General features: G+C 71.9%; 26 protein-coding genes. 15 read left to right on the plus strand and 11 right to left on the minus strand.

Annotation, left to right across the window (positions count from 1 at the left end; genetic code table 11):
* Positions 1–86: 86 nt before the first annotated feature.
* Positions 87–3,686, plus strand: coding sequence for a BTAD domain-containing putative transcriptional regulator (locus ACFYNL_RS18825; RefSeq protein WP_388804319.1), 3,600 nt, complete (start codon positions 87–89; stop codon positions 3,684–3,686).
* Here ACFYNL_RS18825 and ACFYNL_RS18830 read toward each other — a convergent pair whose 3' ends face one another.
* Both ACFYNL_RS18830 and ACFYNL_RS18835 read right to left on the minus strand, forming a co-directional pair.
* A complete protein-coding gene (locus tag ACFYNL_RS18830) occupies positions 3,687–5,390 on the minus strand; it encodes a bifunctional 3'-5' exonuclease/DNA polymerase (RefSeq protein ID WP_388804322.1) in 1,704 nt (567 codons plus the stop codon).
* Between the two features lie 34 nt (positions 5,391–5,424).
* The gene (locus ACFYNL_RS18835) at positions 5,425–6,195 is read right to left on the minus strand and encodes a Clp protease N-terminal domain-containing protein (RefSeq protein WP_388804325.1); all 771 of its coding nucleotides are present in this window, start codon (positions 6,193–6,195) and stop codon (positions 5,425–5,427) included.
* A 582-nt stretch (positions 6,196–6,777) separates the two neighbouring features.
* Between ACFYNL_RS18835 and ACFYNL_RS18840 the strand changes: the two genes are divergently transcribed.
* The gene (locus tag ACFYNL_RS18840; RefSeq protein ID WP_388804328.1) at positions 6,778–7,896 is read left to right on the plus strand and encodes a DUF2786 domain-containing protein; all 1,119 of its coding nucleotides are present in this window, start codon (positions 6,778–6,780) and stop codon (positions 7,894–7,896) included.
* Between the two features lie 6 nt (positions 7,897–7,902).
* On the opposite strand, the gene ACFYNL_RS18845 is transcribed toward ACFYNL_RS18840, so the two are convergent.
* The 4 genes from ACFYNL_RS18845 to rpmB form a co-directional block, all read right to left on the minus strand.
* Positions 7,903–8,439 carry a DUF4232 domain-containing protein gene (locus ACFYNL_RS18845; RefSeq protein ID WP_388804331.1) on the minus strand — a complete coding sequence of 179 codons (537 nt, stop codon included), beginning with the start codon at positions 8,437–8,439 and terminating at the stop codon, positions 7,903–7,905.
* 72 nt (positions 8,440–8,511) lie between these two features.
* Complete coding sequence (locus ACFYNL_RS18850; RefSeq protein WP_388804334.1) at positions 8,512–9,045, minus strand: hypothetical protein; 534 nt, start codon at positions 9,043–9,045, stop codon at positions 8,512–8,514.
* 158 nt (positions 9,046–9,203) lie between these two features.
* Complete coding sequence (rpsN, locus tag ACFYNL_RS18855) at positions 9,204–9,509, minus strand: 30S ribosomal protein S14 (RefSeq protein WP_388804337.1); 306 nt, start codon at positions 9,507–9,509, stop codon at positions 9,204–9,206.
* Positions 9,509–9,745, minus strand: coding sequence for a 50S ribosomal protein L28 (gene rpmB / locus ACFYNL_RS18860; RefSeq protein WP_019753827.1), 237 nt, complete (start codon positions 9,743–9,745; stop codon positions 9,509–9,511). The genes rpsN and rpmB overlap by 1 nt, the downstream gene beginning before the upstream one ends.
* Before the next feature lie 62 nt (positions 9,746–9,807).
* On the opposite strand from rpmB, the gene rpmG reads away from it, so the two are divergent.
* From rpmG to ACFYNL_RS18885, 5 genes are all read left to right on the plus strand, one after another.
* Complete coding sequence (gene rpmG, locus ACFYNL_RS18865; protein ID WP_003999141.1) at positions 9,808–9,972, plus strand: 50S ribosomal protein L33; 165 nt, start codon at positions 9,808–9,810, stop codon at positions 9,970–9,972.
* A 7-nt stretch (positions 9,973–9,979) separates the two neighbouring features.
* Positions 9,980–10,237: a type B 50S ribosomal protein L31 gene (locus tag ACFYNL_RS18870; RefSeq protein ID WP_388804341.1), complete on the plus strand. Its 258-nt coding sequence runs from the start codon at positions 9,980–9,982 to the stop codon at positions 10,235–10,237.
* Positions 10,238–10,241: 4 nt separating this feature from the next.
* Positions 10,242–11,462 (plus strand): CobW family GTP-binding protein, encoded by a 1,221-nt coding sequence (locus tag ACFYNL_RS18875; protein WP_388804344.1) that lies wholly within the window; start codon positions 10,242–10,244, stop codon positions 11,460–11,462.
* 4 nt (positions 11,463–11,466) lie between these two features.
* Positions 11,467–11,700, plus strand: a complete 234-nt coding sequence (gene rpsR, locus ACFYNL_RS18880; RefSeq protein WP_388804346.1) for a 30S ribosomal protein S18 — start codon at positions 11,467–11,469, stop codon at positions 11,698–11,700.
* Positions 11,701–12,073: 373 nt separating this feature from the next.
* On the plus strand, positions 12,074–12,292 hold the full coding sequence (locus tag ACFYNL_RS18885; RefSeq protein WP_388804619.1) for a DUF397 domain-containing protein: 219 nt from the start codon (positions 12,074–12,076) through the stop codon (positions 12,290–12,292).
* A gap of 115 nt (positions 12,293–12,407) precedes the next feature.
* On the opposite strand, the gene ACFYNL_RS18890 is transcribed toward ACFYNL_RS18885, so the two are convergent.
* Positions 12,408–12,935: an ATP-binding protein gene (locus ACFYNL_RS18890; protein WP_388804349.1), complete on the minus strand. Its 528-nt coding sequence runs from the start codon at positions 12,933–12,935 to the stop codon at positions 12,408–12,410.
* A 333-nt stretch (positions 12,936–13,268) separates the two neighbouring features.
* Here ACFYNL_RS18890 and ACFYNL_RS18895 point away from each other — a divergent pair, with 333 nt between their 5' ends.
* The 5 genes from ACFYNL_RS18895 (at position 13,269) to ACFYNL_RS18915 (ending at position 18,166) form a co-directional block, all read left to right on the plus strand.
* Complete coding sequence (locus ACFYNL_RS18895; RefSeq protein ID WP_388804622.1) at positions 13,269–14,093, plus strand: helix-turn-helix domain-containing protein; 825 nt, start codon at positions 13,269–13,271, stop codon at positions 14,091–14,093.
* Positions 14,094–14,205: 112 nt separating this feature from the next.
* Positions 14,206–15,666 carry an aldehyde dehydrogenase family protein gene (locus ACFYNL_RS18900; protein ID WP_388804352.1) on the plus strand — a complete coding sequence of 487 codons (1,461 nt, stop codon included), beginning with the start codon at positions 14,206–14,208 and terminating at the stop codon, positions 15,664–15,666.
* Between the two features lie 61 nt (positions 15,667–15,727).
* On the plus strand, positions 15,728–16,369 hold the full coding sequence (locus ACFYNL_RS18905; RefSeq protein WP_388804355.1) for a PadR family transcriptional regulator: 642 nt from the start codon (positions 15,728–15,730) through the stop codon (positions 16,367–16,369).
* 73 nt (positions 16,370–16,442) lie between these two features.
* A complete protein-coding gene (locus tag ACFYNL_RS18910) occupies positions 16,443–17,408 on the plus strand; it encodes an ATP-binding cassette domain-containing protein (protein WP_388804358.1) in 966 nt (321 codons plus the stop codon).
* A gap of 2 nt (positions 17,409–17,410) precedes the next feature.
* On the plus strand, positions 17,411–18,166 hold the full coding sequence (locus tag ACFYNL_RS18915) for an ABC transporter permease (RefSeq protein ID WP_388804624.1): 756 nt from the start codon (positions 17,411–17,413) through the stop codon (positions 18,164–18,166).
* Between the two features lie 20 nt (positions 18,167–18,186).
* Here ACFYNL_RS18915 and ACFYNL_RS18920 read toward each other — a convergent pair whose 3' ends face one another.
* Positions 18,187–19,608 carry a glutamate decarboxylase gene (locus ACFYNL_RS18920; RefSeq protein WP_388804361.1) on the minus strand — a complete coding sequence of 474 codons (1,422 nt, stop codon included), beginning with the start codon at positions 19,606–19,608 and terminating at the stop codon, positions 18,187–18,189.
* Between the two features lie 88 nt (positions 19,609–19,696).
* Between ACFYNL_RS18920 and ACFYNL_RS18925 the strand changes: the two genes are divergently transcribed.
* On the plus strand, positions 19,697–20,458 hold the full coding sequence (locus ACFYNL_RS18925; RefSeq protein WP_388804363.1) for a MerR family transcriptional regulator: 762 nt from the start codon (positions 19,697–19,699) through the stop codon (positions 20,456–20,458).
* Positions 20,459–20,483: 25 nt separating this feature from the next.
* On the opposite strand, the gene ACFYNL_RS18930 is transcribed toward ACFYNL_RS18925, so the two are convergent.
* Positions 20,484–20,849, minus strand: coding sequence for a heavy metal-binding domain-containing protein (locus ACFYNL_RS18930; RefSeq protein ID WP_019753737.1), 366 nt, complete (start codon positions 20,847–20,849; stop codon positions 20,484–20,486).
* Positions 20,850–20,983: 134 nt separating this feature from the next.
* On the opposite strand from ACFYNL_RS18930, the gene ACFYNL_RS18935 reads away from it, so the two are divergent.
* The gene (locus ACFYNL_RS18935; RefSeq protein ID WP_388804366.1) at positions 20,984–21,907 is read left to right on the plus strand and encodes a DedA family protein; all 924 of its coding nucleotides are present in this window, start codon (positions 20,984–20,986) and stop codon (positions 21,905–21,907) included.
* 38 nt (positions 21,908–21,945) lie between these two features.
* Here the strand turns inward: ACFYNL_RS18935 and ACFYNL_RS18940 are convergent, their stop codons facing one another.
* Together ACFYNL_RS18940 and ACFYNL_RS18945 are read right to left on the minus strand one after the other, a co-directional pair.
* Positions 21,946–23,586, minus strand: a complete 1,641-nt coding sequence (locus tag ACFYNL_RS18940) for a threonine/serine exporter ThrE family protein (RefSeq protein WP_388804369.1) — start codon at positions 23,584–23,586, stop codon at positions 21,946–21,948.
* A gap of 117 nt (positions 23,587–23,703) precedes the next feature.
* A complete protein-coding gene (locus tag ACFYNL_RS18945; RefSeq protein WP_019753733.1) occupies positions 23,704–24,195 on the minus strand; it encodes an inorganic diphosphatase in 492 nt (163 codons plus the stop codon).
* Between the two features lie 79 nt (positions 24,196–24,274).
* On the opposite strand from ACFYNL_RS18945, the gene dacB reads away from it, so the two are divergent.
* Positions 24,275–25,900: a D-alanyl-D-alanine carboxypeptidase/D-alanyl-D-alanine-endopeptidase gene (gene dacB / locus ACFYNL_RS18950; protein WP_388804372.1), complete on the plus strand. Its 1,626-nt coding sequence runs from the start codon at positions 24,275–24,277 to the stop codon at positions 25,898–25,900.
* Positions 25,901–25,975 lie beyond the last annotated feature (75 nt).

Below are 25,975 nucleotides of genomic sequence, written 5' to 3' on the forward strand. Positions count from 1 at the left end.
CGCCGGTTCTCTACGAGGTCCGTTCCGAAGGGGGCGGCCGGACGGACCGGATTGACCGGGCGGAGCGGACGGACCGTGCGGACCGGATGGACCGTGCGGACCGGATGGACCGTACGGACCGGATGGACCGTGCGGACCGGGCGACGCGGACCGTTGAGCCGGTCCGGGCCGCCGGTAGCGGTTCCCACGACGGCCGGAATCCCCGACCCGACTACGCCGACGTGTCCGAGTACGCCGACGTGTCCGACCACGCCGACGTCTCCGACCACGTCGACGTGTCCGACTGCACCGTCCGGACCATCAGCAGCCCCAAGGTGCGGGCCCTGCTCGCCGCGCTGCTGCTCGAAGGCGGCCGGGTCGTCTCCGTGGAGTCGCTCACGGACGTGCTGTGGGGCGGGGCGCCACCCGCGTCCGCGCGTGCCTCGCTGCACAACCACGTGGCCCGGCTGCGCCGGTTGCTCGACGACCCCGAGCGGCTGCGGGCGGTGCCGCCCGGCTATGTGCTGCGCGTCGACGATGGCGAGCTGGACGTCGACGTCTTCGTGAGCCGTGTCGTCGCCGCCCGTGCCGCGCACGCGGCCCGGGACTGGGAGCGCACGGCGAGCGAGTGCACGGCGGCGCTCGCACTGTGGAGGGGTACGCCCCTGTCCGGCCTGCCCGCCGAGGTGGGCGGTTACGCGCTCGTCCAGCGGCTGGCGGAGGCACGGCTGCAGCTCCTGGAGTGGCTGCATGACGCCGGGCTCGGTGTGGGGGGACCGCGCCTCGACGCCCTCGTGCCGGAACTGGCGGAGCTGGCCGCCGAGCACCCCTTGCGTGAGTCCTTCCACCGCCAGCTGATGCTCGCCCTGCACCGAACCGGCCGCCGCGCGGAGGCCCTGGCCGTCCACCGTGATCTGCGCACCCGCCTGATCGAGGAACTCGGCGTGGAGCCGGGGGCGGGGGTGCGGGAAGCGCATGTGGAGGTGTTGCGAGGGGCGTCGGAGAGTACGGCCGGCGGGGAGGGCGACGGGGTCCGTGACGCCGTCGCCGTCACCGCCGACCGCGAAGGCGTCTTGATCCGCGGTGCCGGGGACGGCGAGGCCACGCGCGATGAGAAGGCCGTCCGCGAGGAAGAAGCCCGCCAGGAGGGGGACGCTCCGGCCGGCCCCGCTGACCGTGGGACGGCCATGTCGGCGGTGCCGCCCCCGACGGAACCGGGCGCGCCCGCCACCCCGCCCCTCGCCGAGCCCGCCGCACTGCCCCAGGGCCCCGTCCCCCGGCCACCCCGGCCGGCCCAGCTGCCTCCGCCGCCCGCCCACTTCACCGGCCGTGCCGCCGTACTCCAGGACCTGCGCCGCCGGCTTGCCCCCGCCTCCGCGCGGCGGCCCACCGTCGCCGTGATCAGCGGTATGGCCGGTGTCGGCAAGAGCGCGCTCGCGCTGCAGGTCGCACACGGGCTGGCGAATCGTTTCTCTGACGGCCAGCTCTACGTCAACCTGCACGGGGCCACCCCCGGCATGCCCCCGCTCACCCCGGGCCAGGCCCTGACCGCACTCCTCCGTGACCTCGGCGCCGACCCCCGCTCCATCCCCGAACACCCGGACGCGGCGGCCGCGTTGCTGCGTTCGTTGCTCGCGCCGACCCGCACGCTCATGGTCCTGGACGACGCCGCGAACGCCGCCCAGGTACGGCCGCTGCTCCCGGCCGGCCCCGGCTGCGCGGTGATCGTCACCAGCCGCTCCCCGCTCACGGCCCTGGACGGCGTCCACCGCTTCCTGCTCACCCCCCTGACCGCCGAGGAGAGCGCGGCCCTGCTGTGCGCGGCTTCCGGGCGGGGCGGCGGTGACCGTGCCCACGGCGACGACCCCGTGGCCGCCCCCGCCGGTGGCTGCTTCGACGCCGTCCACCCCCTCGTCGGACTCACCGGCGGCCTCCCGCTCGCCCTCCGCGTCGTCGCCGCACGCCTGGCCGCCCGCAGTGCCCTCACCCCGGAGGTACTCGCCCGGCAACTGGCCGACGCCGAGAGCAGGTTGCACCACCTGGAGTACGACGACCTGAGCGTCCGCCGCTCCCTCGCCGTCGCCCACGACGCCCTCGCCGCATCCGAGCGCGAGGCCGACCGGGACGCGGCGCTCGCCCTGCGCCGCATCGGCGCCGTCGACCTGCCCGCGTACGGGGCACCCCTGCTGGCCCGACTCACCGGCACCGACGAACGCCGCGCCGAGGCCGCCCTCGACCGCCTCGTCGATGTGGCCCTCCTCGAAGAGACGGCGTACGGCCGCTACACACCCCACGGCCTCGTCCGTGACTTCGCCCGGGAACTGGCCGCGCGGGACGGTGACTTCACCGACACCGCCCTGCGCTGGTACGCGGCCGTGGCCGAGCGCGCCCTCACCGCTATCGTCGAGCCCGGCCTCGACCAGGACGACCGCCGCCGCCCGACCGCCGGCCAATCACCGGACCACGCCGCGGCCGTCGCCACGGTGCCCCCCTTCCCCGACGCCGAACGCGCCTTCGCCTGGGGCGATACGGAGCTGGAGAACATCCTCGCCCTGGCGGAGCGGTACGGCGATGCCGACGGCAGCGAGCACGACGGTGACAGCGAGAACGGCGGTGACAGCGAGAACGGCGGTGACAGCGAGAACGGCGGCGGAGGCGATGCCGACAGCAGCGAGAACGGCGACGGCAGCAGCAGGGACGGCGACGGCGACGACAGTGCCCGCGCCGACGGCGTCACAGGCGTCGCGCACGTCATGGCGGTCGCAGGTGCCGGCAACGGCGCAGGCCTCCCCGACGACAGCGAGGGCACCCGAAGAGCCGCCCTCCTCGCCACCCTCATCCGCCTGTTCTTCCCCTACCTCCAACGCAGCGGCCGCGTCGCCGAGATGGAGGTGCTCGGCCGGACCGCGCTCCGACTCGCGCGGCGGCTCGGGGACGCGGCGGCCGAGGCGTACGCGCTGGGCGACCTCGCCGGCCTGCACTTCCTGACCGGTCGGCAGACCGAGGCCCTCCACCTCAACGACCGGGCACTGACGATCTGGCGGCGGCTCGGCGTGGTCTCCTGGATGCGCCGCTGCCTCAACAACAGGGGCCTGCTGCTCGAAGGGCTCGGCCGGTATGCCGAGTCGGGTCGGGCGCTGCGCCTGAGCCTGGAGTACTCACGGCAGTTGAGCGACCCGTACGGCGAGGCCGTGACCTACAGCCACCTCGGCAACCTGTACGAGCACACCGACCCCCGGGCCGCCATCGAGCAGCACCGCCGCTCCCTCGCCATCGGCGACGAGATCGGCAACGTCATCGTGCAGCACTCCGCCCACTGCAACATCGGCTACGCCCACCTCAGCCTCGGCGAACCGGTGGCGGCGGCCACGCACTTCGAGGAGAGCCTGCGCATCCTCGGTGGCCACGGCGACTGGCACGGCGAGTCCCAGACCCGCCTCGGCCTGGTCCGCGCGCTGCGCCTGCTGGGGGAGACCGAGCGTGCCACCCGGGAGTGCGCCGAACTCCTGGCCCGCGCCGACGGCCGTGCCGACCGCTTCATGGGGGGACTGGCCCGGCACCAGCACGGTCTGCTGCTGCGGGAAGCCGGCCGGGCGCGGGACGCCGAAGCCGCATGGCGTACCGCTCTCGACGCGCTGGACGGTACGGACGAGAGGGCGGTCGTCGAGGAGCTCAGGCAGCTGCTGGACGCGACCGGACCGGGCTGATCACTTCGCGTCGGCGTAGCACTCCACCACCGCCGTGGTGAACGGGAACCGCACCGGCGTCTCCCCGAACGTCAGCCGTCCGGCCAGGTCGGCGGCCTCGCGGATCGCGGTCACGACCGCCTCGGCCTCCTCCTCGGGACAGTGCACGATCACCTCGTCGTGCTGGAAGAAGACCAGTTCCGCCGCCATGTCCGCGCAGGCGCGCCGCAACGCGGCGAGCACCAGCAGGGCCCAGTCGGCGGCGCTGCCCTGGACGACGAAGTTGCGCGCGAAGCGGCCCCGGGCGCGGGCGTTGGTGGAGGCGTACCCGGGCACCCACTCCTGTGGTCCGCCGCTCTCGGCGGGCTCGCTCGGGGTGTCCGCCATGGGGATCCCGGCCTCCTCGGCGGCGTCTTCCGTCGCCCCCGCCGCCGGCGGGCACGTCCGCCCCAGCCACGTCCGCACGAGCCGGCCCTCCTCCCCGGCCCGCGCCGCCTCGTCGACGTACGCCACCGCCCTGGGGAAGCGGCGTCTGAGTGCGGCGAGGTTCTTCAGGCCGTCGCCGGAGGTCTGTCCGTAGACGGCACCGAGCACGGCGATCTTGGCCTGGTCGCGGTCGCCGGAGAAGGCGCGGTCGGAGACGGACTGGTAGAGGTCGCTCTCCCGGCCGGCCACCTCCATCAGCCCCGGGTCGCGGGAGATCGCGGCGAGCACCCGCGGCTCCATCTGGTCGGCGTCGGCCACGACGAGCCGCCAGCCGGGGTCGGCGACCACGGCACGCCGGATGACCTTCGGGATCTGCAGCGCGCCCCCGCCGTTGGTCACCCACCGGCCGGTGACCGTGCCACCGGCGAGGAACTCCGGCCGGAACCGTCCGTCGCGCACCCAGTCCTGCAGCCAGGACCAGCCGTGCGCCACCCAGATCCGGTACAGCTTCTTGTACTCGACCAGTGGCTTCACGGCCGGATGGTCGAGGGACTCGATCTCCCAGCGGCGGGTGGATCTGATCCTGATCCCGGCCTGCGCGAAGGCCTTGATCACGTCGGCCGGCAGATCGGGCCGTACCCGGCGCCCGAACGCGGCGGACACCTCGTCCGCCAGCTCGGCCAGCCGGCGCGGCTCCCCGCCGCCCGCATACCGCTCGCCGAGCAGTTCGTGCAGCACCCGGCGGTGCACCTCGGCGCTCCACGGCAGCCCGGCCCGGTTCATCTCGGCGGCGACCAGCATGCCCGCCGACTCGGCCGCCGTCAGCAGCCGCATGCGCTCCGGATGCGCGGTCGTGTCGTGCCGCCGCTGCTGGTCGGCGTAGACCTCGACGAGGTCGGCGAGCGGCACATGGACCGCCTGCGGCTCGAAGAGCGAGGACTGTGAGCCGGGTTCGGCCGAGCGCTGGGGCGGATCGGGCGGCACGGGGCCGCCGCGCAGCCGGGCGAGGGCCGCGGCGGCCGATCTGGGTTCGCCGTACCGCCCCTCGTGACCCAGCAGGAGGGTCTCGGCGGCCTCGATGTCGTAGCACCGCTCCACTCGCACCCCCGCGGCGAGCAGGCGCGGACCCACCTCGGCGGTGGACCGCCACACCCACCGCGCCACCTCCGGCCGCCCCCGCACGGCCTGCGCCAGATCCGGCTCTTGCCGCACCGGTCCGGCGAGCAGCCCGTCCGGGCCGAGGGGGGCGGTCTCGACGCCGCCTTCCTCGGCCGGAGCGAGTGCCCACCGGTCGGTCATGCCGCGAGTGTGGCACCCGGGTCTGACAACGCCCTCAGCCTTGCGCCTCGCCCGGCTCGCCGGCCGCCTCCTGCCCGGCTTGCTCACGGTCCGTGAGGAACTGGGCGAGTGCCTCGACGACGTACGCCTCCACCGCTTCCTTGGTGAGTCCGAGGCCGGACAGGACGCCCTGGCCGTTCTCGAACTCCAGCAGGGCCAGCAGGATGTGCTCGGTGCCGATGTAGTTGTGGCCGAGGCGCAGGGCTTCGCGGAAGGTGAGTTCCAGGGCCTTCTTGGCGTCGGAGCCGTAGGGGATGAGTTCGGGGACCTCGTCGGAGGCGGGCGGGAGTGCCGCGGTGGCCGCCTGGCGTACGGCGTCCAGGGGGAGGCCCCGGGCCGTGATCGCCTTGGCGGCGAGGGCGTCGGGCTCGGCGAGGAGGCCGAGGACCAGGTGCTCGGGGCGGCCCTCGGGGTTGCGGGCCGCGATGGCCTCGTTGTGGGCGGCCATCACGGCGCTGCGGGCACGCGGCGTGAAGCGGCCGAAGCCCTCCTGCGGGTCGAGGTCGACCGACTCCTTCGGCACGAAGCGCTTCTGCGCGGCCTGCCGGGTGACCCCCATGCTCCTGCCGATGTCGGTCCAGGAGGCGCCCGAGCGCCGGGCCTGGTCCACGAAGTGGCCGATCAGGTGGTCGGCCACCTCGCCGAGGTGATCGGCGGCGATCACCGCGTCCTGAAGCTGTTCGAGGGGCTCGTCGTGGACCTTCTTGATGGCGGCGATGAGTTCGTCGAGGCGTACGGATGACGTGATGCTCGGGTTCGTCGACATGTGTCAACCGTAGGTTGACGCCCTAAGAGTGTCAACTCATGGTTGACATTGCTTCCGGAGCGCCCCGGCGCAGCAGCGGCTGTCGCGAGAGTCGCGGTACGAGCCGAAGTCGGCCTACGGCTCGTACCGCGGCTCGGCCCGGAGCGACCGTGGCCTGCGGCAAGGCGGGTTGCGCCCGTCTCCCGCACCACCCGGAGCCGTCCGGCCTCCGCCCGTGCGCCGTCCTCCCGCGCCCGCAGCACGCGGCGCGGCGGGCGGGCCCCACGCGCGTGGCCTGCCGCAACGCTGGTTGCGCCCGCCTCCGGCACCCTCGGAGCCGTCCGGCCCGCCCGTGCGCCGTCCTCCCGCGCCCTCCGGCCCCCCCCGGCCCCGCCCTCCCGCCGCGCCCTTCGGCGCCGTCCCCCGGCCCAGCCCTCCCGCCGCGCCCCCCGGCCCCGCCCTCCGGCCCCACCCTCTCGTCCCGCCCCCGCCCCGGCCGACCCCGTCGGATCCGCCCCGCTTCGAGCCCCGCAGCTCCGCACTCCACGACCGCCGAAGCCGGGTGCGCTCCTCCGTCTCCCGCGACGGAACTACCATCCCTTGGTGAGCACGCCCAGCACCGTCGAGCGCGCCTTCGAGGCCGCCCTCTACGACACCGAGCACACCACGCTCGACACCGGCGCCTCCCTCCTGGCCGCCGATGCCGGGGCGGACGCCGAACTCGCCCGGCGCGGCGAGGAGTTCCTCGCGGCGGCCTGGCGGCGCGGCTGGCAGCCGGCCGACGTCGTACGGCTAGCGCGCCGGGACCTGGACGACGTGCACGTGCGACTGCTCGCGGCCCTGATCCGCGCACAGCGGCCGCACGACCGCCCCCGTGGCCGCCGCTGGAACGCCCAGCTGGAAGACCTGCCGACCGGAGCACCGCCCCGCGCCGACCGCTTCTCCCACGCGACCGCCGTCCTGGAGCTGTACCGCCTCCTGCTGCGCCTGCCCGCGCTGGAGCCCTTGGACGACCCCGCGGCGTCGCCCGCCGGGCACGCCGGGCCCGAGTCCCGCATGCTCACCCGCATCCGCGCGCTGCTGGCGAAGGCGGAGGCGACCGGATTCCCCGAGGAGGCGGAGGCGCTCAGCGCCAAGGCGCAGGAGCTGATGGCCCGGCACAGCGTCGACGAGGCCCTGCTCGCGGCCCGCGACCACCTGCGCAAGGACGCCCCCGGCGCCTGCCGGATCGGTGTGGAGCCGCCGTACGAGCAGGCGAAGGCCGTCCTGCTGGACGCGGTGGCCACCGCCAACCACTGCCGTGCCGTGTGGAACGAACCGTTCGGGTTCTCCACCGTCGTCGGCTTCGAGAGCGACCTGGACGCGGTCGAGCTGCTCTACACCTCGATACTCGTGCAGGCCCAGACCGCGATGGCCAAGGCGGAGGCCGCCCAGCGCGCGGGCGGCCGGAAGCGGACCAAGACCTTCCGGCAGTCGTTCCTGGCGGCGTACGCCCACCGCGTCGGCACCCGTCTGGCCACGGCGGCACGCACGCCGGTGACGCAGGACCTGCTCCCGGTCCTCGCCTCGCGCGAGGTGGCGGTGACCGACCGCATGGAGCGCATGTTCCCCGAGACGACCACGACCCGCCTGCGCGGCGTCAGCGACGAGGCGGGCTGGGTCGAGGGTTCCGAGGCGGCCGACCGGGCCCAGGTGGACCCCCGCCGCCCGCTGGGCAGCTGAGCCGCGTCAGTCGCCGCTGCGCTGGAACCCGCTCACCGAGGCGTCCGGGGTCTTCCCGTCGCTCTTCAGGGCGACGGCGCCGTACGACCACCTGAAGTCGTGCGTCTCGGCGGACCCGGGCAGGCGGATCACCGCCGTCTCGGCGGCGAGGCTCTTGCCGCCGGCCTCCTCACCGCGGACGTAGGTGAGGGTGAAGGAGGTGGTGGCCCCCTTGGCGAGGGCCGTCTTCCTCGGCACGGCGCCCTCGTCGGGCTTGAGGGCGGTCGAGCTGTCGCCCGCCCGCAGGTCCACGCCGGGCAGCCCGTCCAGGGTGCAGGCGGAGTCGCCGCGGTTGGTGAGGGTGACGGGCACGTTGCCGGTGTCCCCGGCGGCGGGGGCGGCGTTGGCCGGGCCCACCTGCAGGGCCACCTCGCCCACCTGGCAGGCGGAACGGGCCTTGGCGTCCTGGCTGCCGCCGCCGTTCCCACCGCCCCCGTCGCTGTCGCAGGCGGTCAGCAGGAGGGCCGCGGCGAGGGCGGGGACGGCGAGGGACGTGGCGCGCATGGGGACCTCGGAAGTGGTGTCAGCGAACGGGCGGTGTGCACCGGTGACCGGGCGGGGTGCACCGATCCGGCATCACGATCCCAGACCGGCCGTCGGGAGTCCCGTCGGGAGCTTGCCGCCCTCCGACCGGGTGAACGTCTCCTGACCGAGGCCGTTCTCCCAGGTGACCTTCAGCTGCGTCTTCCCTACGGAGTCGACCGTGCCGACCGTCCGGTCCTTGCCGCCGCCGGAGCACTTGAGGCGGATCGTCCGCGTCCCGTCCTCCTCACCGGCGGTCCCGCTGCACACGGTCCCGCCGGTCGCGAACAGCCCGGCCTCCTTGCCGTTGACCATGAGCACCACGGCCTTGCCGCCGGTCGTGGCGAGCCAGCTGCCCCCCAGACCGCCGGCCGCCGGCGCCGGACTCCCGCTGCCGCCGCCGGTGCCGGCACCGCCGGTCGCGGAGGCGCCGGGCGTGGAGGCGCTGGGCGCGGGCTCGTCGCCGGAGCCGGAGTCGCCGCTGCACGCGGTCAGCGCGAGCGCCCCCGCGAAGGACGCGGCGACGGCCGCGACCCGCAGCCGACGGCTCCGAAAGCTGCGCGTGGACGAGGAGTTCACCGAGGTCACTGGAGGCTCCCAAGCTGTAGCGGTCGGCATGCGGCCGAGCCGGCCCACCGGGCCGGAGCGACCGCAGCAAGTTACCAGGCAGTCGGAGCCGGGACCCGGGTCCGTCCACCCTGTGCCGGACGGAGCCGGGACCCGGCCCCGCCCACCCTGTGCCGGACCTACCAGGAGCTCTTGCGCACCCCCGGCAGATGTCCGGCGTGCGCCTGCTCCCGCAGGCTCACCCGGGACAGCCCGAAGGTACGGAAGTAGCCGCGCGGGCGCCCGTCCACCTGGTCGCGGTTGCGTACGCGCGTGGCGCTCGCGTCGCGCGGCTGCCGCCGCAGTTCCCGCTGGGCGGCCAGTCGCTCGGCCTCGGTCGTGGCGGGCCGCCGGATGATCTCCTTCAGCTCGGCCCGCCGCTCGGCGTACCGGGCGACGACCTCCCGTCGCTGCCGGTCCTTGGCGATCTTGCTCTTCTTGGCCATCAGACCTTCACCCCCCGGGCGCGGATACGGGCGACGGCGGCCTCGACACCGATGACGTCGACCGTCTTGATCCCCTTGGCGCTCAGCCGCAGCCGGACGTACCGGCCCTCGCCGGGCAGCCAGTAGCGCTTGGTCTGGATGTTGGGGTCGAAGCGGCGGGAGGTCCGCCGATGGGAGTGGGAAATCGTGTTGCCGAAGCCGGGCCGGGCGCCGGTCAGCATGCAGTGGGCGGACACGGGTGACGTACCTCTCCTCCGTCGCGACTGTAAATGGAATTCATTTTCAGTAAGGTACCAGCATGGCACGCAACGAACTCCGTCCGGTCATCAAGCTCCGGTCCACCGCCGGCACCGGCTACACCTATGTGACCCGGAAGAACCGCCGCAACGACCCGGACCGCATGACCCTGCGCAAGTACGACCCGGTCGTCGGCCGCCACGTCGACTTCCGAGAGGAGCGCTGAAGCACCGATGCGCAAGGACATCCACCCGGCCTACGGTCCCGTGGTCTTCCGCGACCGGGCCGCCGACCACGCGTTCCTCACCCGCTCGACGCTCGCCGCCGTACCCACGGACAAGACGATCGAGTGGGAGGACGGCAACACCTACCCGGTCGTCGACGTCGAGATCTCCTACGTCAGCCACCCCTTCTACACCGGCACCGCCCGCGTCCTGGACACCGCCGGCCGCGTCGAGCGCTTCGAGCGCCGGTACGGGAAGCAGGGCTGACACCATGGCCGTGAAGTCAGGGCTCTGCGTCGTGATCGTCGGCGGCCTGCACGCCGAGGCCCGCAGGGCGACGGTCGACCAGCTGCTCGCGGACGTCCCCGACAGCGTCGTACTCCACCACGACCTGGCGACGGCCACCGCCGGCACGGTCGTGCGCACGATCCGCGACGCCGGCGGGCTCGTCAGCGCCGACGAGACGCCCCTCGTCAACGACTGCGCCTGCTGCGCCCTGCGCGAGGACCTGGTGCCGGAACTGATCCGCGTCCGGGACACCGGCGGCGTGCGGATGGCGATCGTCGAGCTGTGGGACTCGGTCGAGCCGAAGGCCATGGCCGAGGTGGTCACGGCGGGCGGGCTCACGGTCACCGGCGTGATCACCGCGGTCGATCCGGCACTGGTCCTGCCGTACCTGGGCAACGGCGACGACCTGGCCGACCGGGGCCTCGCCGCCGCGGCGACGGACCAGCGCACGGTCGCGGACACGTTCGCACGCCAGCTGGAGTACGCCCCCGTCCTCGCCGTGACCGACTCCCCGGAGGCCGACGAGGAGGACCGCGAGCTGCTCGCCCAGCTCCACCCGACGGCCCGTCAGGTCCCGCTCGGCCACGGCGACCCGGCGGGCGCACCGCCCTCCACCGCGACCGTCCCGGGCGACCTGACGGTGCCGCCCTCGCGCCGGCGCCCCCCGACCCCCCTCGCGCGGGCCGCCCTGGCCGGCTTCGACGTCGAGGCGGCGGACGCGGCCCAGCACCCGGCCTGCGCCCTGCTCCCCGCCGAGGCGGACGCGCACGGCGTCTCCACCCTGGTCTGGCACCACCGCCGCCCCTTCCACCCCGAGCGGCTCTACGCGGCCCTGGAGGACCTGACCTGCGCGGCGGCCCGCAGCCGGGGCCGCTTCTGGCTGGCCGACAAGCCGGACGTCCTGCTGCACTGGGATGCGGCCGGCGGCGCCCTGTGCGTGGAGAGCGTGGGCCCCTGGCTCGCCTCCCTCCCCGACGCCGCCTGGGACATGGTCCCGCCGGTCCGCCGAGCCGCCGCCGCCCTGGACTGGCACCCCGAGCACGGCGACCGCTGCCAGCACCTGGTCTTCACGTCGCCCGGCCTCGACCGCGACGGCCTCGCGCAGCTCCTTGAGTCCTGCCTGCTCACCGATGCCGAGTACGCCGCCGGCCGCGACGCCTGGAAACAACTCCCGCCCGCCTTCGACACCCTCCTGGAGGTCTGACCCCGTGCCCCGCAAGCCCGACCGCAAGCCCGCCAAGAACCGCCCCAACCCCCTGGACCAGGCGGGCATCACCTACATCGACTACAAGGACGTCGACCTGCTCCGTAAGTTCATCTCCGACCGCGGCAAGATCCGCAGCCGCCGGGTCACCCGGGTGACGGTCCAGCAGCAGCGCCGGCTGGCCACGGCCATCAAGAACGCCCGCGAGATGGCACTGCTCCCGTACGGGAACCGCTGACCCGGGACCGCGCACGCCGGTCGGGTGGGACTGCCCGGCTGGCGTCCGTGCGCAAGTCTCCTGGTGCCGCCGTGCGCCGGTGGAACAAGAAGGCCGCGGAACGCGTCTCTTGGAGTACGCGAGGGATTCGGCAGCATGCGACCCGATGCCCCGGGGCGAGCGGTGGAACGCATGCAGGACCGCGTACGTCACACGAGTAACCGCAGGACCACCCCGCGTGCACGTGCATCTGCTCACGCAGATGCACGTGAATCAGAGCTATGATCCGGGACAGTTGACCGGTGCACCACCACTGCACCATCTCTGGCATCAATGGCCTCGAAGCCACCGCACCACCGGGGAGCGACCTGTGGACCACGACGTGTACAACGGCATGGCAGCCACGGATCTGAACGGGGTGGCATGGCAGAAGAGCAGGCACAGCAACTCCCAGGGATCGTGCGTGGAGTTCGCCCGGCTGCCCGGTGGGGACGTGGCGGTACGCAACTCCCGCTTCCCCGACGGCCCGGCCCTCGTCTACACCCGCGCCGAGATAGAGGCGATGCTCCTCGGCATCAAGGACGGCGAGTTCGACCACCTGATCGCGAGCTGACCGGACCGTCTTCTCGCCGGCAAAGGGCCACCGCGACGGCACTTCCGTACCGCACAGGACGGCACGCCCGGCGTGACGCGCGTAGAGTCAGGGCCTGAGCGAACCCCGCGGCGCATCACTCCGCCGACGCCGACGCCGCAACGGCCGCCGGTGAGGGCTGCAACCGGAACAGCGCCCACACCACCTTGCCGCTCAGCGTCCCCGCCATCGGATGCCAGCCCCAGCCGTCACTGAAGGAGTCCACCAGGAACAGGCCGCGTCCGGACTCGGCCGAGAAGTCCTCGGAATCGCGCGCGACCGGGCTGTCATGGCTGGGATCGCGTACCGCGCACACCAGCCGCTCGGTCCAGCGCATCAGATGCAACCGCACCGGCGGCGTCTGCTCCGGAGTCCGCTGCGCACCCGCCGGCAGGGCGTGCCGCAGTGCGTTGGTCACCAACTCCGAGACGACGAGGCACACGTCGTCGAAGCGATCGCCCAACTCCCACTGGTCCAGGGTGCGCCGCGTGAACTTCCGCGCCTCGCGCACCGCTTCGTAGCGCGCGGGCAGCGCGCAGGAGGCGGCGTTGGAGACGTCTGCGGGATCCAGCGGCGGAAGGCCCTGCCGTAACGGCTTGAGCATGGTCGATCCATTCGTCCCCATGCGAGGCACTCCCGGGAGTTCGCGGTCGTTGCGATGCAGCGGTTGCGCGGGACCATGGTTTCGGATGCGCACAGCAGATGCAAGGGCAGATGCACGTGCACGTGACCGAATTGGACGTTCCCGTACCGCTTGTTGGCCATTTTTTCCGCCAACTTCACGCCCTCTCCGTGCCTTACGTTGTCTCCTTCCTGAGTGGAATCCTTGGCTTCTTTCCGTCTCTGTAATCGGACGAGTACTGCTCGAAGTGATTTAGTGGCAGACTGCGGGCCCTGAAGACGGTTGGGGAGGCTGGCGAACGTGAGCGCGGGAGAGCCCGGATCGGTGGTGCGGCGCATGCTGCTCGGCTCGCAACTGAGGCGACTTCGGGAAGCGCGCGGGATCACGCGCGAGGCGGCGGGTTACTCGATCCGCGCCTCCGAGTCGAAGATCAGCCGGATGGAGCTGGGCCGGGTGAGCTTCAAAACACGTGACGTCGAAGACCTGTTGACCCTGTACGGCATCACGGACGAGGTGGAGCGCAACTCCCTGCTCTCCCTCGCGCGCGAGGCCAACGTCGCGGGCTGGTGGCACAGTTACTCCGACGTGCTGCCGAGCTGGTTCCCCACTTACGTCGGCCTGGAGGGCGCCGCCAGCCTCATCCGCGCCTACGAGGTGCAGTTCGTGCACGGGCTGCTGCAGACGGAGCAGTACGCGCGCGCGGTCGTGCGGCGCGGCATGAAGGGCGCCAGCGAGGCGGACGTGGAGCGGCGCGTGGCCCTGCGCCTGGAGCGCCAGAAGTACCTCGTCTCCGAGAACGCCCCCGAGTTCCACATCGTCCTCGACGAGGCCGCCCTGCGCCGCCCCTACGGCGACCGCGAGGTCATGCGCGGGCAGCTCCAGCACCTGATCGAGATCTCCGAGCGCCCGAACGTCCGCCTCCAGGTGATGCCGTTCAGCTTCGGCGGCCACTCCGGGGAGTCCGGCGCCTTCACCATCCTCAGCTTCCCCGAGTCCGACCTGTCTGACGTGGTCTACCTGGAGCAGCTCACCAGCGCCCTGTACCTGGACAAGCGCGAGGACGTCACCCAGTACGAGTCGGCGCTGAAGGAACTCCAGCACGACAGTCCGGGCCCGGACGAGAGCCGGGATGTTCTCCGAGGTCTCCTCCAACTCTCTTGAAACACAAGTACGATGACGTGTGATCAGACCGCGAGGACGATCAAGGGTGATCGAGCCGATCGAGGCTTCCGCGATCAGTCGACCGGGTCTCCGCTAGGGATTGAGGGATCACATGTCGTCGTACTTCACCGACCTGGCTCAGCAGTACATCGACGGTGAGTGGCGTTCGGGCACCGGCTCCTGGGACATCATCGACTTCAACCCGTACGACGGTGAGAAGCTGGCGTCGATCACGATAGCCACGGTCGACGAGGTGGACCAGGCGTACCGGGCGGCGGCCCGCGCCCAGAAGCAGTGGGGCGCCACCAACCCCTACGCCCGCCGCGCGGTCTTCGAGAAGGCGCTGCGGCTGATCGAGGACCGTGAGCAGGAGATCTCCGAGGTGATCATCGCCGAGCTCGGCGGCACCCGGCTGAAGGCGGCCTTCGAACTGCACCTCGCCAAGGAGTTCCTGCGCGAGGCGATCCATCTGGCACTGCGCCCCGAGGGCAAGATCATCCCGTCGCCGACGGACGGCAAGGAGAACCGCGTCTACCGTGTGCCGGTCGGCGTGGTGGGCGTCATCAGCCCCTTCAACTTCCCCTTCCTCCTCTCCGTCAAGTCGGTCGCCCCGGCCCTCGCGCTCGGCAACGGCGTGGTCCTCAAGCCCCACCAGAACACCCCGATCTGCGGCGGCTCCCTGGTCGCGAAGATCTTCGAGGACGCGGGCCTGCCCGCCGGGCTCCTCAACGTCGTCATCACCGACATCGCGGAGATAGGCGACGCCTTCATCGAGCACCCCGTCCCGAAGGTCATCTCCTTCACCGGCTCCGACAAGGTCGGCCGGCACGTCGCCACCGTCTGCGCCTCGCAGTTCAAGCGCTCGGTCCTCGAACTCGGCGGCAACAGCGCGCTGGTGGTCCTCGACGACGCCGACGTCGACTACGCGGTCGACGCCGCGGTCTTCAGCCGGTACGTCCACCAGGGCCAGGTCTGCATGGCCGCGAACCGGGTGCTCGTCGACCGCTCGGTCGTGGCGGAGTTCACCGAGAAGTTCGTGGCCAAGGTGAAGTCGCTGAAAACCGGTGACCCGCGCGACCCGGAGACGGTCATCGGCCCGGTCATCAACTCCTCGCAGGCGGACGCGCTCTCGGCCGTCGTCGAGCAGGCGATCGCCGAGGGCGCGACGGCCCTGGTGCGCGGTACGACGACGGACAACCTGGTGGAGCCGTCGGTCCTCACGGACGTTCCCGCCGACTCCGCCCTGCTCCGGCAGGAGGTCTTCGGCCCGGTCGCCTTCCTCGTCCCGTTCGACGGCGAGGAGGAGGCCGTACGCCTGGTCAACGACACCCCGTACGGCCTCAGCGGCGCCGTCCACACGGGCGACGTCGAGCGGGGCGTCGCCTTCGCCAAGCGGATCGACACGGGCATGTTCCATGTGAACGACGGCACCGTCCACGACGAGCCGATCGTCCCCTTCGGCGGCGAGAAGCACTCCGGCCTCGGCCGCCTCAACGGCGAGACGATGCTGGACGCCTTCACGACGGTCAAGTGGATCTCGGTCCAGCACGGCAGGAGCGGGTTCCCGTTCTGACCGGGGCTGCGGGGCGGGGCTGCCCGGTGCGCCCAGGCGGCCCGGCCCTACTCTGGGCACCATGTCAGCGATCCGTCTCCTGGTGCTCGGCGCGGTCCGTCAGCACGGGCGGGCCCATGGGTACCAGGTGCGCAACGACCTGGAGTACTGGGGCGCGCACGAGTGGTCCAACGCCAAGCCCGGCTCGATCTACCACGCCCTGAAGCAGATGGCGAAGCAGGGGCTGCTGCTCTCGCACGAGGTCGCCCCGTCCACGGTCGGCGGGCCGCCCCGCACGGAGTACGAGATCACCGAGCAGGGCGTCACCGAGTACCTCGGCCTGGTGCGTGAGTACCTCACGGCGTACGACCAGCGTCCCGACGTGCTCACGGCGGCGCTCGGCTTCATGGTCGACCTGGACCGTGAGGAGGTCCTCGCCCTCCTGGAGGAGCGGGTGCGCCGTATCGAGGAGTGGCGCAAGGGTGTCACCGAGTACTACACGCCCGAGGACGGTCCGGGCCAGCTCGGCCACATCGGCGAGATCATGAACTTCTGGGTGCACTCCGCCGACACCGGTGCCGAGTGGACCCGCGGCCTCATCGACCGCATCCGGGGCGGCGCCTACACCTTCTCCGGTGAGGGCGAACCGTTCGTCGGCATCCTCGCCGAGGATCAGGAGAACCCGTACGCGACGGGGGAGCGGCATCCCGAGGATCCTCATTAATCAAGTTTGACTAATGCGGGTCCAGGGTATTAGCTTCGAGCTGTAGTCAAGTTTGACTAGCGAAGGAGTGTCAGTGGCCGACCCCGCGATCATCGTCGAAGGGGCACGCAAGAAGTACGGCGGCAAGAACGGCAGGCACGCACTGGACGGGCTCGACCTCCGGGTCGCCCGCGGCACGGTGCACGCAGTGCTCGGCCCGAACGGCGCGGGCAAGACGACGCTGGTCCGCGTCCTGTCCACGCTGCTGCGGCCGGACAGCGGCCGTGTCGAGGTGGCCGGGCACGACGTGCTCCGCCAGGCGTACGAGGTCCGCCTGCGCATCGGCCTCCTCGGTCAGCACACGGCGCTGGACGAGGAACTGGACGGTCACCAGAACCTGGAGATGTTCGGCCGCCTCTCCCATCTGGGCGCCCGCCGCGCGCGCGTGCGGGCAGGCGAGCTCCTGGAGCGCTTCGGCCTCGCCGACACCGGGCGCAAGCCGGTCAAGCGGTACAGCGGCGGCATGCGCCGGCGTCTGGACCTCGCGACCTCGCTCATCACCGAGCCGCAGGTGCTCTTCCTCGACGAACCCACCACCGGCCTCGACCCGCGCGGTCGTGCGGAGGTCTGGTCCGCCGTCCGCTCGCTGGTCGGCGGCGGCACGACGGTCCTGCTCACCACCCAGTACCTGGAGGAGGCCGACCAACTCGCCGACCGCATCTGTGTCGTCGACGCCGGCCGCGTCATCGCCGACGGCACCGCGGACCAGCTCAAGGCGCTGACCGGCGGTGACCGCATCGATGTCGTCCTGCGTGACGCCGGTCAGCTGGGCGCGGCCGTGGCCGTGCTGCCCGTACCGAAGGACGACGTGCGCGTCGACGCCGACCGCCGCCTGCTCAGCGCCGCGGTCAGCGACCGGATGGCGGCGCTCTCCGGCGTCGTACGGGCCCTGGAGCGGGCCGGAATCGAGGCGGAGGACATCGCACTGCGCCGGCCGACGCTGGACGAGGTGTTCCTGCACCTCACGGGAGACGACCGCCGAGTGAAGGAGCCCGCATGAGCATGAGCGCCCACGCCCTGACCGACTCCTGGACCATGACCCGCCGTGAACTCGCCCACTGGGCGCGGCAGCCCGTGCAGGTCGTGGTCAACCTGGTGTTCCCCGTGATGCTGCTGCTGATGTTCGGCTACCTCATCGGCGGTGGCCGGGGCGTCCAGGGCTCCTACATCGACTACCTGCTGCCCGGCATGCTCGCGCTCACCATGGCCTTCGGCCTCGAAGGCACGATGATCGCGGTCACCCAGGACCTCGACAAGGGCGTCGTCGACCGCTTCCGGTCGATGCCGATGGCCAACGGCGCGGTCCTGGTGGGCCGTTCGACGGCCGACATGCTCCAGTCGGCGCTCGCCGTGTTCGTCCTGATGGGCATCGGCCATGCGCTCGGCTGGCGTCCGGACGGCGGCCCGGGCGCCTTCCTGGGCGCGGTCGGACTGCTGCTGTTGTTCCGATTCGCCATGCTGTGGATCGGTATCCACCTCGCCCTGGTCGCAGGGAAGCCGGAGATGGTGCAGGCGGTGCAGATCCTGGTCTGGCCGATCGGCTTCCTGTCCAACGCCCTCGCCCTGCCCCGGACCATGCCGGACTGGCTGGGAACCGTCGTCGAGTGGAACCCGATGTCCCACACGGCGACGGCCGTACGCGACCTGTTCCGCGGTGCGGGCACCGACCACGTCCCAGCGGCGATCGTGTGGCCGCTGCTGCTCCTGGCGGTGTTCTTCCCGCTCGCGGTACGGCGGTACGCGCGCCTGAGCCGTTAGGGCCGCGGTCGGACCAGGCGCTAGTGGTGGAAGCCGGTGGCCGCGTCCTTGTCCCGGGTCAGGGGCCGCGGCTGCCGGCGCAGCTCCGGCAGCAGCCGGCCCAGGTCCTCCGCGAACAGCTCGGCGAGGTCCTCGGAGAACCCGTTGCGGCAGACGACCCTGAGGACGGACAGGTCCTCCCGGTTCGGCGGGAAGGTGTACGCGGGGACCAGCCAGCCCTTCTCCCGCAGCCGCCGGGAGACGTCGAAGACGTCGTACGCCCGCACCTGAGGCGCCGTCGTGAAGGCGAAGACCGGCAACTCGTCGCCCCTGGTCAGCAGCCGGAAGTCGTCCAACCGGTCCACCGCCCGGGCGACCTTCCGGGCCACGTCCCTGGCCGCCTGCTGCACGGCCCGGTACCCCTCCCGGCCCAGCCGCAGGAACGAGTAGTACTGCGCGACGACCTGCGCGCCCGGGCGGGAGAAGTTCAGCGCGAAGGTCGGCATGTCACCGCCCAGGTAGTTGACGCGGAACACCAGCTCCTCGGGCAGGGCCTCCTGGTCCCGCCACAGCGCCCAGCCGACACCGGGGTAGACCAGCCCGTACTTGTGGCCCGAGGTGTTGATGGAGGCGACTCTCGGCAACCGGAAGTCCCACACCAGCTCTTCGTCGAGGAAGGGCGCGACCATGGCGCCCGACGCCCCGTCCACATGCACCGGGACGTCGAGCCCGGTCCGCTCCTGCAGGGCGTCGAGGGCCGCGCACAGCTCCTCGACGGGCTCGTAGGACCCGTCGAAGGTGGAGCCGAGGATCCCGACCACCCCGATGGTGTTCTCGTCGCACAGCTCGGCCGCCGCCTGCGGATCGAGATGGAACCGCTCGCCCTCCATGGGCACCTGCCGCGCCTCCACCTCCCAGAAGGTGCAGAACTTCTCCCAGCAGACCTGGACGTTGACGCCCATCACGAGGTTGGGGCGGGCACCCGGATACCGGTCGGCGTTGCGCCGCGCCCAGCGCCGCTTGAGCGCCATCCCGGCGAGCATGCACGCCTCGCTGGAACCGGTGGTGGAGCAGCCCACGGCGGCCGAGGGGTCGGGCGCGTGCCACAGGTCGGCGAGCATCGCCACACAGCGCCGTTCCAGCTCGGCGGTGCGCGGGTACTCGTCCTTGTCGATCATGTTCTTGTCCCGGCACTCCGCCATCAGCACCCCGGCCTGCGGCTCCATCCAGGTCGTGACGAAGGTGGCCAGGTTGAGCCGGGAGTTGCCGTCCAGCATCAGTTCGTCGTGGACCAGCTGGTACGCCGTCGACGGCGGCAGGGGAGAGCGCGGCAGCCGGTGCCGGGGCGGGGCCTCGGTCATGGCGACGACCGGGTTCGCCTCACCGTAGAAGGGATTGACGGCGAGTCTGCCCCGGCCGCCCTCCTCGTCCGGTCCCTCGCTGTCCCCACGATGCAGTGGCATGCATACGACGGTAGGTCCGTACCGTCGGGCTTGCACCTCACGCCACGTGAGGGCCCACCGTGGAGTGCGTACCGAGAAGGGAGCGGAAGTGAGCTACTCCGTGGGACAGGTGGCGGGCTTCGCCGGAGTGACCGTGCGCACGCTGCACCACTACGACGCCATCGGCCTGCTCGCGCCCAGCGAGCGCAGCCACGCGGGACACCGGCGCTACAGCGACGGCGACCTCGACCGGCTGCAGCAGATCCTGTTCTACCGCGAGCTCGGCTTCCCGCTCGAAGAGGTCGCCGCCCTGCTCGACGACCCGGACGCGGACCCGCGCGAACACCTGCGCCGGCAGCACGAGCTGCTGACCGCCCGGATCGAGAAGCTGCAGAAGATGGCGGAGGCCGTGGAGCACGCCATGGAGGCACGCACGATGGGGATCAACCTCACACCGCAGGAGAAGTTCGAGGTGTTCGGGGACTTCGACCCCGAACAGTACGAGGAGGAGGTGCAGCAGCGCTGGGGCGACACCGACGCCTACCGGCAGTCCCAGCAGCGCGCCGCCTCCTACACCAAGGAGGACTGGCTGCGCATCCAGCGCGAGGCCGAGGAGCTCACCCGGCGTTTCGTCGCGCTGATGGAGGCCGGTGAGCCGGCGGACTGTGAGGCGGCCATGGACGCCGCCGAGGAGCACCGCCGTGGAATCTCCCGCAACCACTACGACTGCGGGTACGAGATACACACCTGCCTCGGTGAGATGTACGTGGCGGACGAGCGGTTCACGCGCAACATCGACGCGGCCAAGCCGGGCCTCGCGGCCTACATGAAGGACGCCATCCTGGCCAACGCGGCCCGCCACACCTCCTGATCCCTGGCCCGGGACCCCGTACGGGTCACTCCCGGGCCAGGACCACCGCGGTCCCGTAGGCACACACCTCGGTGCCCACGTCGGCGGCCTCGGTCACGTCGAAGCGGAACGCCAGGACGCCGTTGGCGCCCCGCGCGCGTGCCTGCTCCACGAGCCGTTCCATGGCCTGGTTGCGGGTCTCCACGAGCGTCTTGGTGAGCCCTTTGAGTTCACCGCCGACCAGCGACTTCAGCCCGGCGCCGATCTGGCTGCCGACATGCCGGGAGCGCACGGTCAGTCCGAAGACCTCGCCGAGGACCTCGGTGACGCGATGGCCGGGGACGTCGTTCGTGGTCACTACAAGGACGTCGGGCCGGGGTCCCTGCCCGCCGCCGTACTCTTCGATACCCATACAGCACAGCTTTGTCCCAGCGGGGGCACAGTGCATCCTGAGGGGGTCCATGGAACCTGGGCACCCGGTGCGGCGTTGATAATTGAGCAGCCAGCTGCACCCCGCCCGCCCCCACTCAGCAGGAGCCACATCCCGTGACCACGCTTGCGCTCGGCCCCGAGTGGCTCGACCCGCATTATCTGATCGAGACCTTCAGCCTCCCGGGCATCCTGCTGATCGTCTTCGCCGAGTCGGGCCTCTTCGCGTTCCTGCCCGGCGACTCGCTGCTGTTCACGGCGGGCCTCTTCGTGGCGCAGGGTGAGTACATCAGCCAGCCCCTGTGGCTGGTCTGCACGCTCATCGTGCTGGCCGCCGTCATCGGTGACCAGGTCGGTTACATGATCGGCAAGTTCCTCGGACCGAAGCTCTTCAACCGCCCGAACTCCAGGCTCTTCAAACAGGAGAATCTGGACAAAGCCCACGAGTTCATGGAGAAGTACGGCCCCAAGGCGATCGTCCTGGCCCGCTTCGTGCCGATCGTGCGCACCTTCGCCCCCATCGTGGCGGGCGCCGGCCGTATGCAGTACCGCACGTTCCTGACGTACAACGTCATCGGCGGCATCGCCTGGGGCGTCGGCGTCACCGTCGCGGGCTACTGGCTCGGGCAGATCGACTTCATCAACAAGAACGTCGAGGCGATCCTCGTCCTGATCGTCTTCGTCTCCGTGGTCCCGATCATCATCGAGTACCTGCGGGAGCGTGCGAAGAAGAAGCGCGCGGCGGCCGAGGCCCCGGCCGCACAGCCCCAGCAGGCCCCCCGGATGGACGACGCGACGACCCAGCTCCGCCGCATCCCGTCCGACGACCAGCCCCAGCAGCACTACGGCGACCAGGGCGGCCGGCCGTACGGCTACGACGAGCAGTACCACGACCAGCAGCCCCAGCAGCAGCCGTACGCCCAGCAGTACCCGCAGGGCTACGGAAACCAGCAGCCGTACGGCAGCCAGCAGCCGTACGGCAGCCAGCAGCCGTACGGCAACCAGCACAACCAGCAGTACCCGCCCGGACAGGGCTACTGAGACGCCGGTGAGGGGCGCGGGGCCCAGGCGCTACGGCGTCAGAAGCCCCGCGTCCGCTTGGCTGCCTTGCGCCCGGAATCCGCTCCACCCGGAATCCGCAGGAACATCCGCGAGATCTCCGACCCGAGGTTCACCCCGATCGCGATGGCCATGGCCAGGGAAGCCGCCGTGGCCAGCGACACCAGCCCGGCGTCGACCTTGTTCTGCGCGATCGACAGCAGCCCGAAGTACGTGGCGGATCCGGGCAGCAGCGGACCGATCGCGGCAGTCGTGTACGGCAGCGCCGAGGCGAACCGGTACCGAGCCATCAGCTGCCCGAACAACCCGACCACACCGGCCGCCACAGCCGTCGACGCGACCGGTGACAGCTCACCGGCATAGTGCATCGCGCCGTACACCACCCACGCGACACCCCCGTTGAGCGTCACGGCGAGCACGGTGGATCGTTCCTGCTGAAGCAGCACCGCGAACGTCAGCGACAGCAGCATCGACGCGCCGATCTGCCAGTACGGCCGCTCGGAGATGTGCAGCGCCGCGTCCGGGTTGAGCTTGGCGCCCAGGTTCACGCCGAAGTACAGGATCACCAGCACGCCGACGACGATGCCGACGAAGAAGTACATGACCTCCAGCAGGCGCGCGGAGGCGGTGATGTAGAACCCGGTCAGCCCGTCCTGCACCCCCGCCACCAGCGCCCGCCCCGGCAGCAGCGCGAACAGCCCACCGGTGATCACCGCGGACGCCTTCACATCGACGTGCGCGAGCGTCAGCGCGACCCCTATCGCGGCCGGCGGCATCGCGGCCACGGTGAACTGGTAGAACTCCGGCAGCCCGCGCCCCGCGCACAGCCACGCCAGCCGGTCCCCGAGCATCGCGCCCACCATGGCGGCGACGAAGACGACCAGATCACCGCCGACCAGCACGGACGCCGCTCCCGCCAGCAGCCCGCTCGCCCCGGTCAGCACCCAGGTGGGATACGGGTGCCGGTTGCGCCGGATCTCCGCGAGCCGCCGGTAGGCCTCCTCCAGGGAGAAGTGGGTCTCGGGGTCGCTGAGTTCGTCCACGAGCCGGTACACGGCCGCCAGCCGGGTGTAGTCGGTGCCGCGGCGGCGTACCGTACGCGACGCCGACACCGGGTCGTCCACCAGCGACGGCTGGTACGAGATCGACAGCAGGGTGAAGGTGACGTTCGGCTCGCAGCGGTCCAGGCCGTAGGACCGGCAGACCGCGAACATCGCCGCCTCCACGTCCTCCGCGCCCTCGCCGCCCGCCAGCAGCAGCTCGCCGATACGCAGCGTCAGGTCGAGCACGCGCGGGACGGCCGGGCCCTCGTCCTCCTCCGCCTTCGGCATCCGCTCCGGCGCCGGCCGCTCGGCCACCGGCATACGCAGCATCGTGCGCATCCGGTCCTGCCAGGGCAGGTCCTTGGTCAGGCTGACCCGTGGGATGCCGGTGGCGGGGGTGAACGCCGGCGGTGCGTCCTCGACGCTGTAGACCCTCGGTGTGCTGAACGCCGACCTCTCCGGCTCCTGGACCGGCGTCTGCGGGACCCCGAGCCCCTTGGGAAGGGCGAACTCGGAGGTGGTCTCCGACTCGCTGTCCCCCACCTCGACGCCGGCCGGTGGCCTGAAGGCCATCCTCGCCTCGTCCGACTGCGGTTTGCGGTCCTCCACGTCCGTCACGTGCGTAGCGCTCCTCGTACGACACCTCCTGCCGCACTCAGTATGCGCACAGACACACGAACGGGCCGCACGCGCATGCGCGTGCGGCCCGTTCAATATGTCCGAAAGCGGGGGTGCTCAGTGGCCGCCCTGCTCCTTGAACCGCTTGTACGAGCGCTCGATCTCGATCTCGGCGTCGACACGGCCCACCCAGTTGGCGCCCTCGACGGACTTGCCGGGCTCCAGGTCCTTGTAGACCTCGAAGAAGTGCTGGATCTCCAGGCGGTCGAACTCGGACACGTGGTGGATGTCACGCAGGTGCTCCACACGCGGGTCCGTCGCCGGCACGCACAGCAGCTTGTCGTCGCCGCCCGCCTCGTCCGTCATACGGAACATGCCGATCGCGCGGCACTTGATGAGGCAGCCCGGGAACGTCGGCTCGTCCAGGATGACCAGCGCGTCCAGCGGGTCGCCGTCCTCGCCGAGGGTGTTCTCGACGAAGCCGTAGTCGGTCGGGTAGGCGGTCGAAGTGAAGAGTCGACGGTCCAGGCGGATCCGACCGGTCTCGTGGTCCACCTCGTACTTGTTCCGCGAACCCTTCGGAATCTCGATCGTGACGTCGAACTCCACCGGTGGCTCCTCCATGATCAACACATAGTTCTGGTGGTTAAGTGTCCCTCACGCAGGTGTGTGATCGCGAAAGGGGCTGGTGGTCGTGCCCAAGCTGAGGCCTTGGCGGGCCGCGGGGCCGCGGGTGACGCGGGTCGCGAGCGCCGTACGACCGCGTCTGGCACAAGCCGCGGACGCCGTACGCCCCCGTCTCGCACGCGCCGCGACGGCCGCGAAACCGCGGTTCGCACGGATCACGCGAGCCGTCACCCCGCAGGTCACGCGGTCACGAGGGCCGAAGACCTGGCAGTACACCGCGGGCGCCGCCACCGCCGGACTGGCCCTGGCCGCCGGAGTGGTGACCACCGTCGGCCCCTGGGACTCCACCGGTCAGCGTACGGCCGAGCGGGACTGGGCGGCCGCCCGGGAGCGCACGGGTGGCGCAGATCACGGTCGTCCCGAGACGTCCGGCACGACCGCCGAGGGGCCCCGCCCCGCCCCCAGCGCGCCCGCCGTCCTCACCGGCCTGGGCGGCGGCGTCGACACCGTGAAGTCGGCGCCGGACGGCCGAGCCCTCGCCGACGTCCTCGACCCGCTGCTGGACGTGCCCGAACTCGGCACCCGCGCCGCCGCCGCGATCGTGGACGTGGCCACCGGCAAGCGCCTCTACGGCGCGGGAGCCACCGCCTCCCTCACCCCCGCCTCGACGACGAAGATCGCCACCGCCGCGGCGGCGCTGGCCGCGCTGGGCCCCGACCACCGCCTCACCACCCGCACCGCCCTGGAACCCGACACCGGGGAACTGGTCCTCGTCGGCGGCGGCGACCCCACCCTGACGGCCCGCAAGCAGACCAAGGGCTGGGCGAGCCTGCGCGACCTGGCCGACGCGACGGCACGCGCGCTGAAGAAGCGCGACCTGCGCGAGGTCACCCTCTCGTACGACACCACGCTGTACGAGGGCCCCGCACTGCACCCCATCGGAGTGAACGACAACCTCGCCCCGATCACCGCCCTCATGGCCGACGAGGCCCGCACCGACGACTCCACGAGGGGCCCGGCACCACGGGTGGCCGACCCGGCGAAGGACGCGGCGGACAGGTTCGCCTCCTTCCTCGCCGACCACGGCATCAGGACGACGTCCCCCGGCCCGTCCAAGGCGACCGACCGCGCCGAGGCCCTCGCCGAGGTGTCCTCGCCCCCGCTCTCCGCCCTGGTCGAGCGCATGCTCACCAACAGCGACAACGACATCGGCGAGGCCCTGGCCCGCCAGACGGCCGTGGCCGGCGGCGAACGCGCCGACTACGCCGGCGCCGGAGCGGCGATCGAGGCCCAGCTGAAGAAGCTGGGCCTGCCGATGTCCGGCGTCGACGTCAAGGACGGCAGCGGCCTGGACCGCGCCGACAAACTCACCCCGGGCCTCCTGGCGACCCTCCTGGCCAAGGCCGCCGACCCGACCCACCCCGAACTGCGCCCCACCCTCACGGGCCTGCCCGTCGCCGGCTTCACCGGCACCCTGACCAGCCGCTACACGGACGGCCCCGCAGGCGTCGTACGAGCCAAGACCGGCACCCTGACAGGGGTGAACGCCCTGGCCGGCACGGTGGTCGACCAGGACGGCAGGCTGCTGTCCTTCGCCCTCCTGGCCACCAACACGACCGACCCGGCGGCAGCGCAGTCGGCCCTGGACAAGGCCGTGACGGCACTGGCGTCCTGCGGGTGCCGCTGACCGCGGCGCCCCGCCACCGCCACCCCCGACGGCGCGCGCCCTCGGAGGGCACCGCGGCCCCGCCGCCCCGCGTGG

Origin of the sequence: Streptomyces sp. NPDC007808, from assembly GCF_042868655.1 — a bacterium.
Taxonomy (GTDB): Bacteria; Actinomycetota; Actinomycetes; order Streptomycetales; family Streptomycetaceae; genus Streptomyces.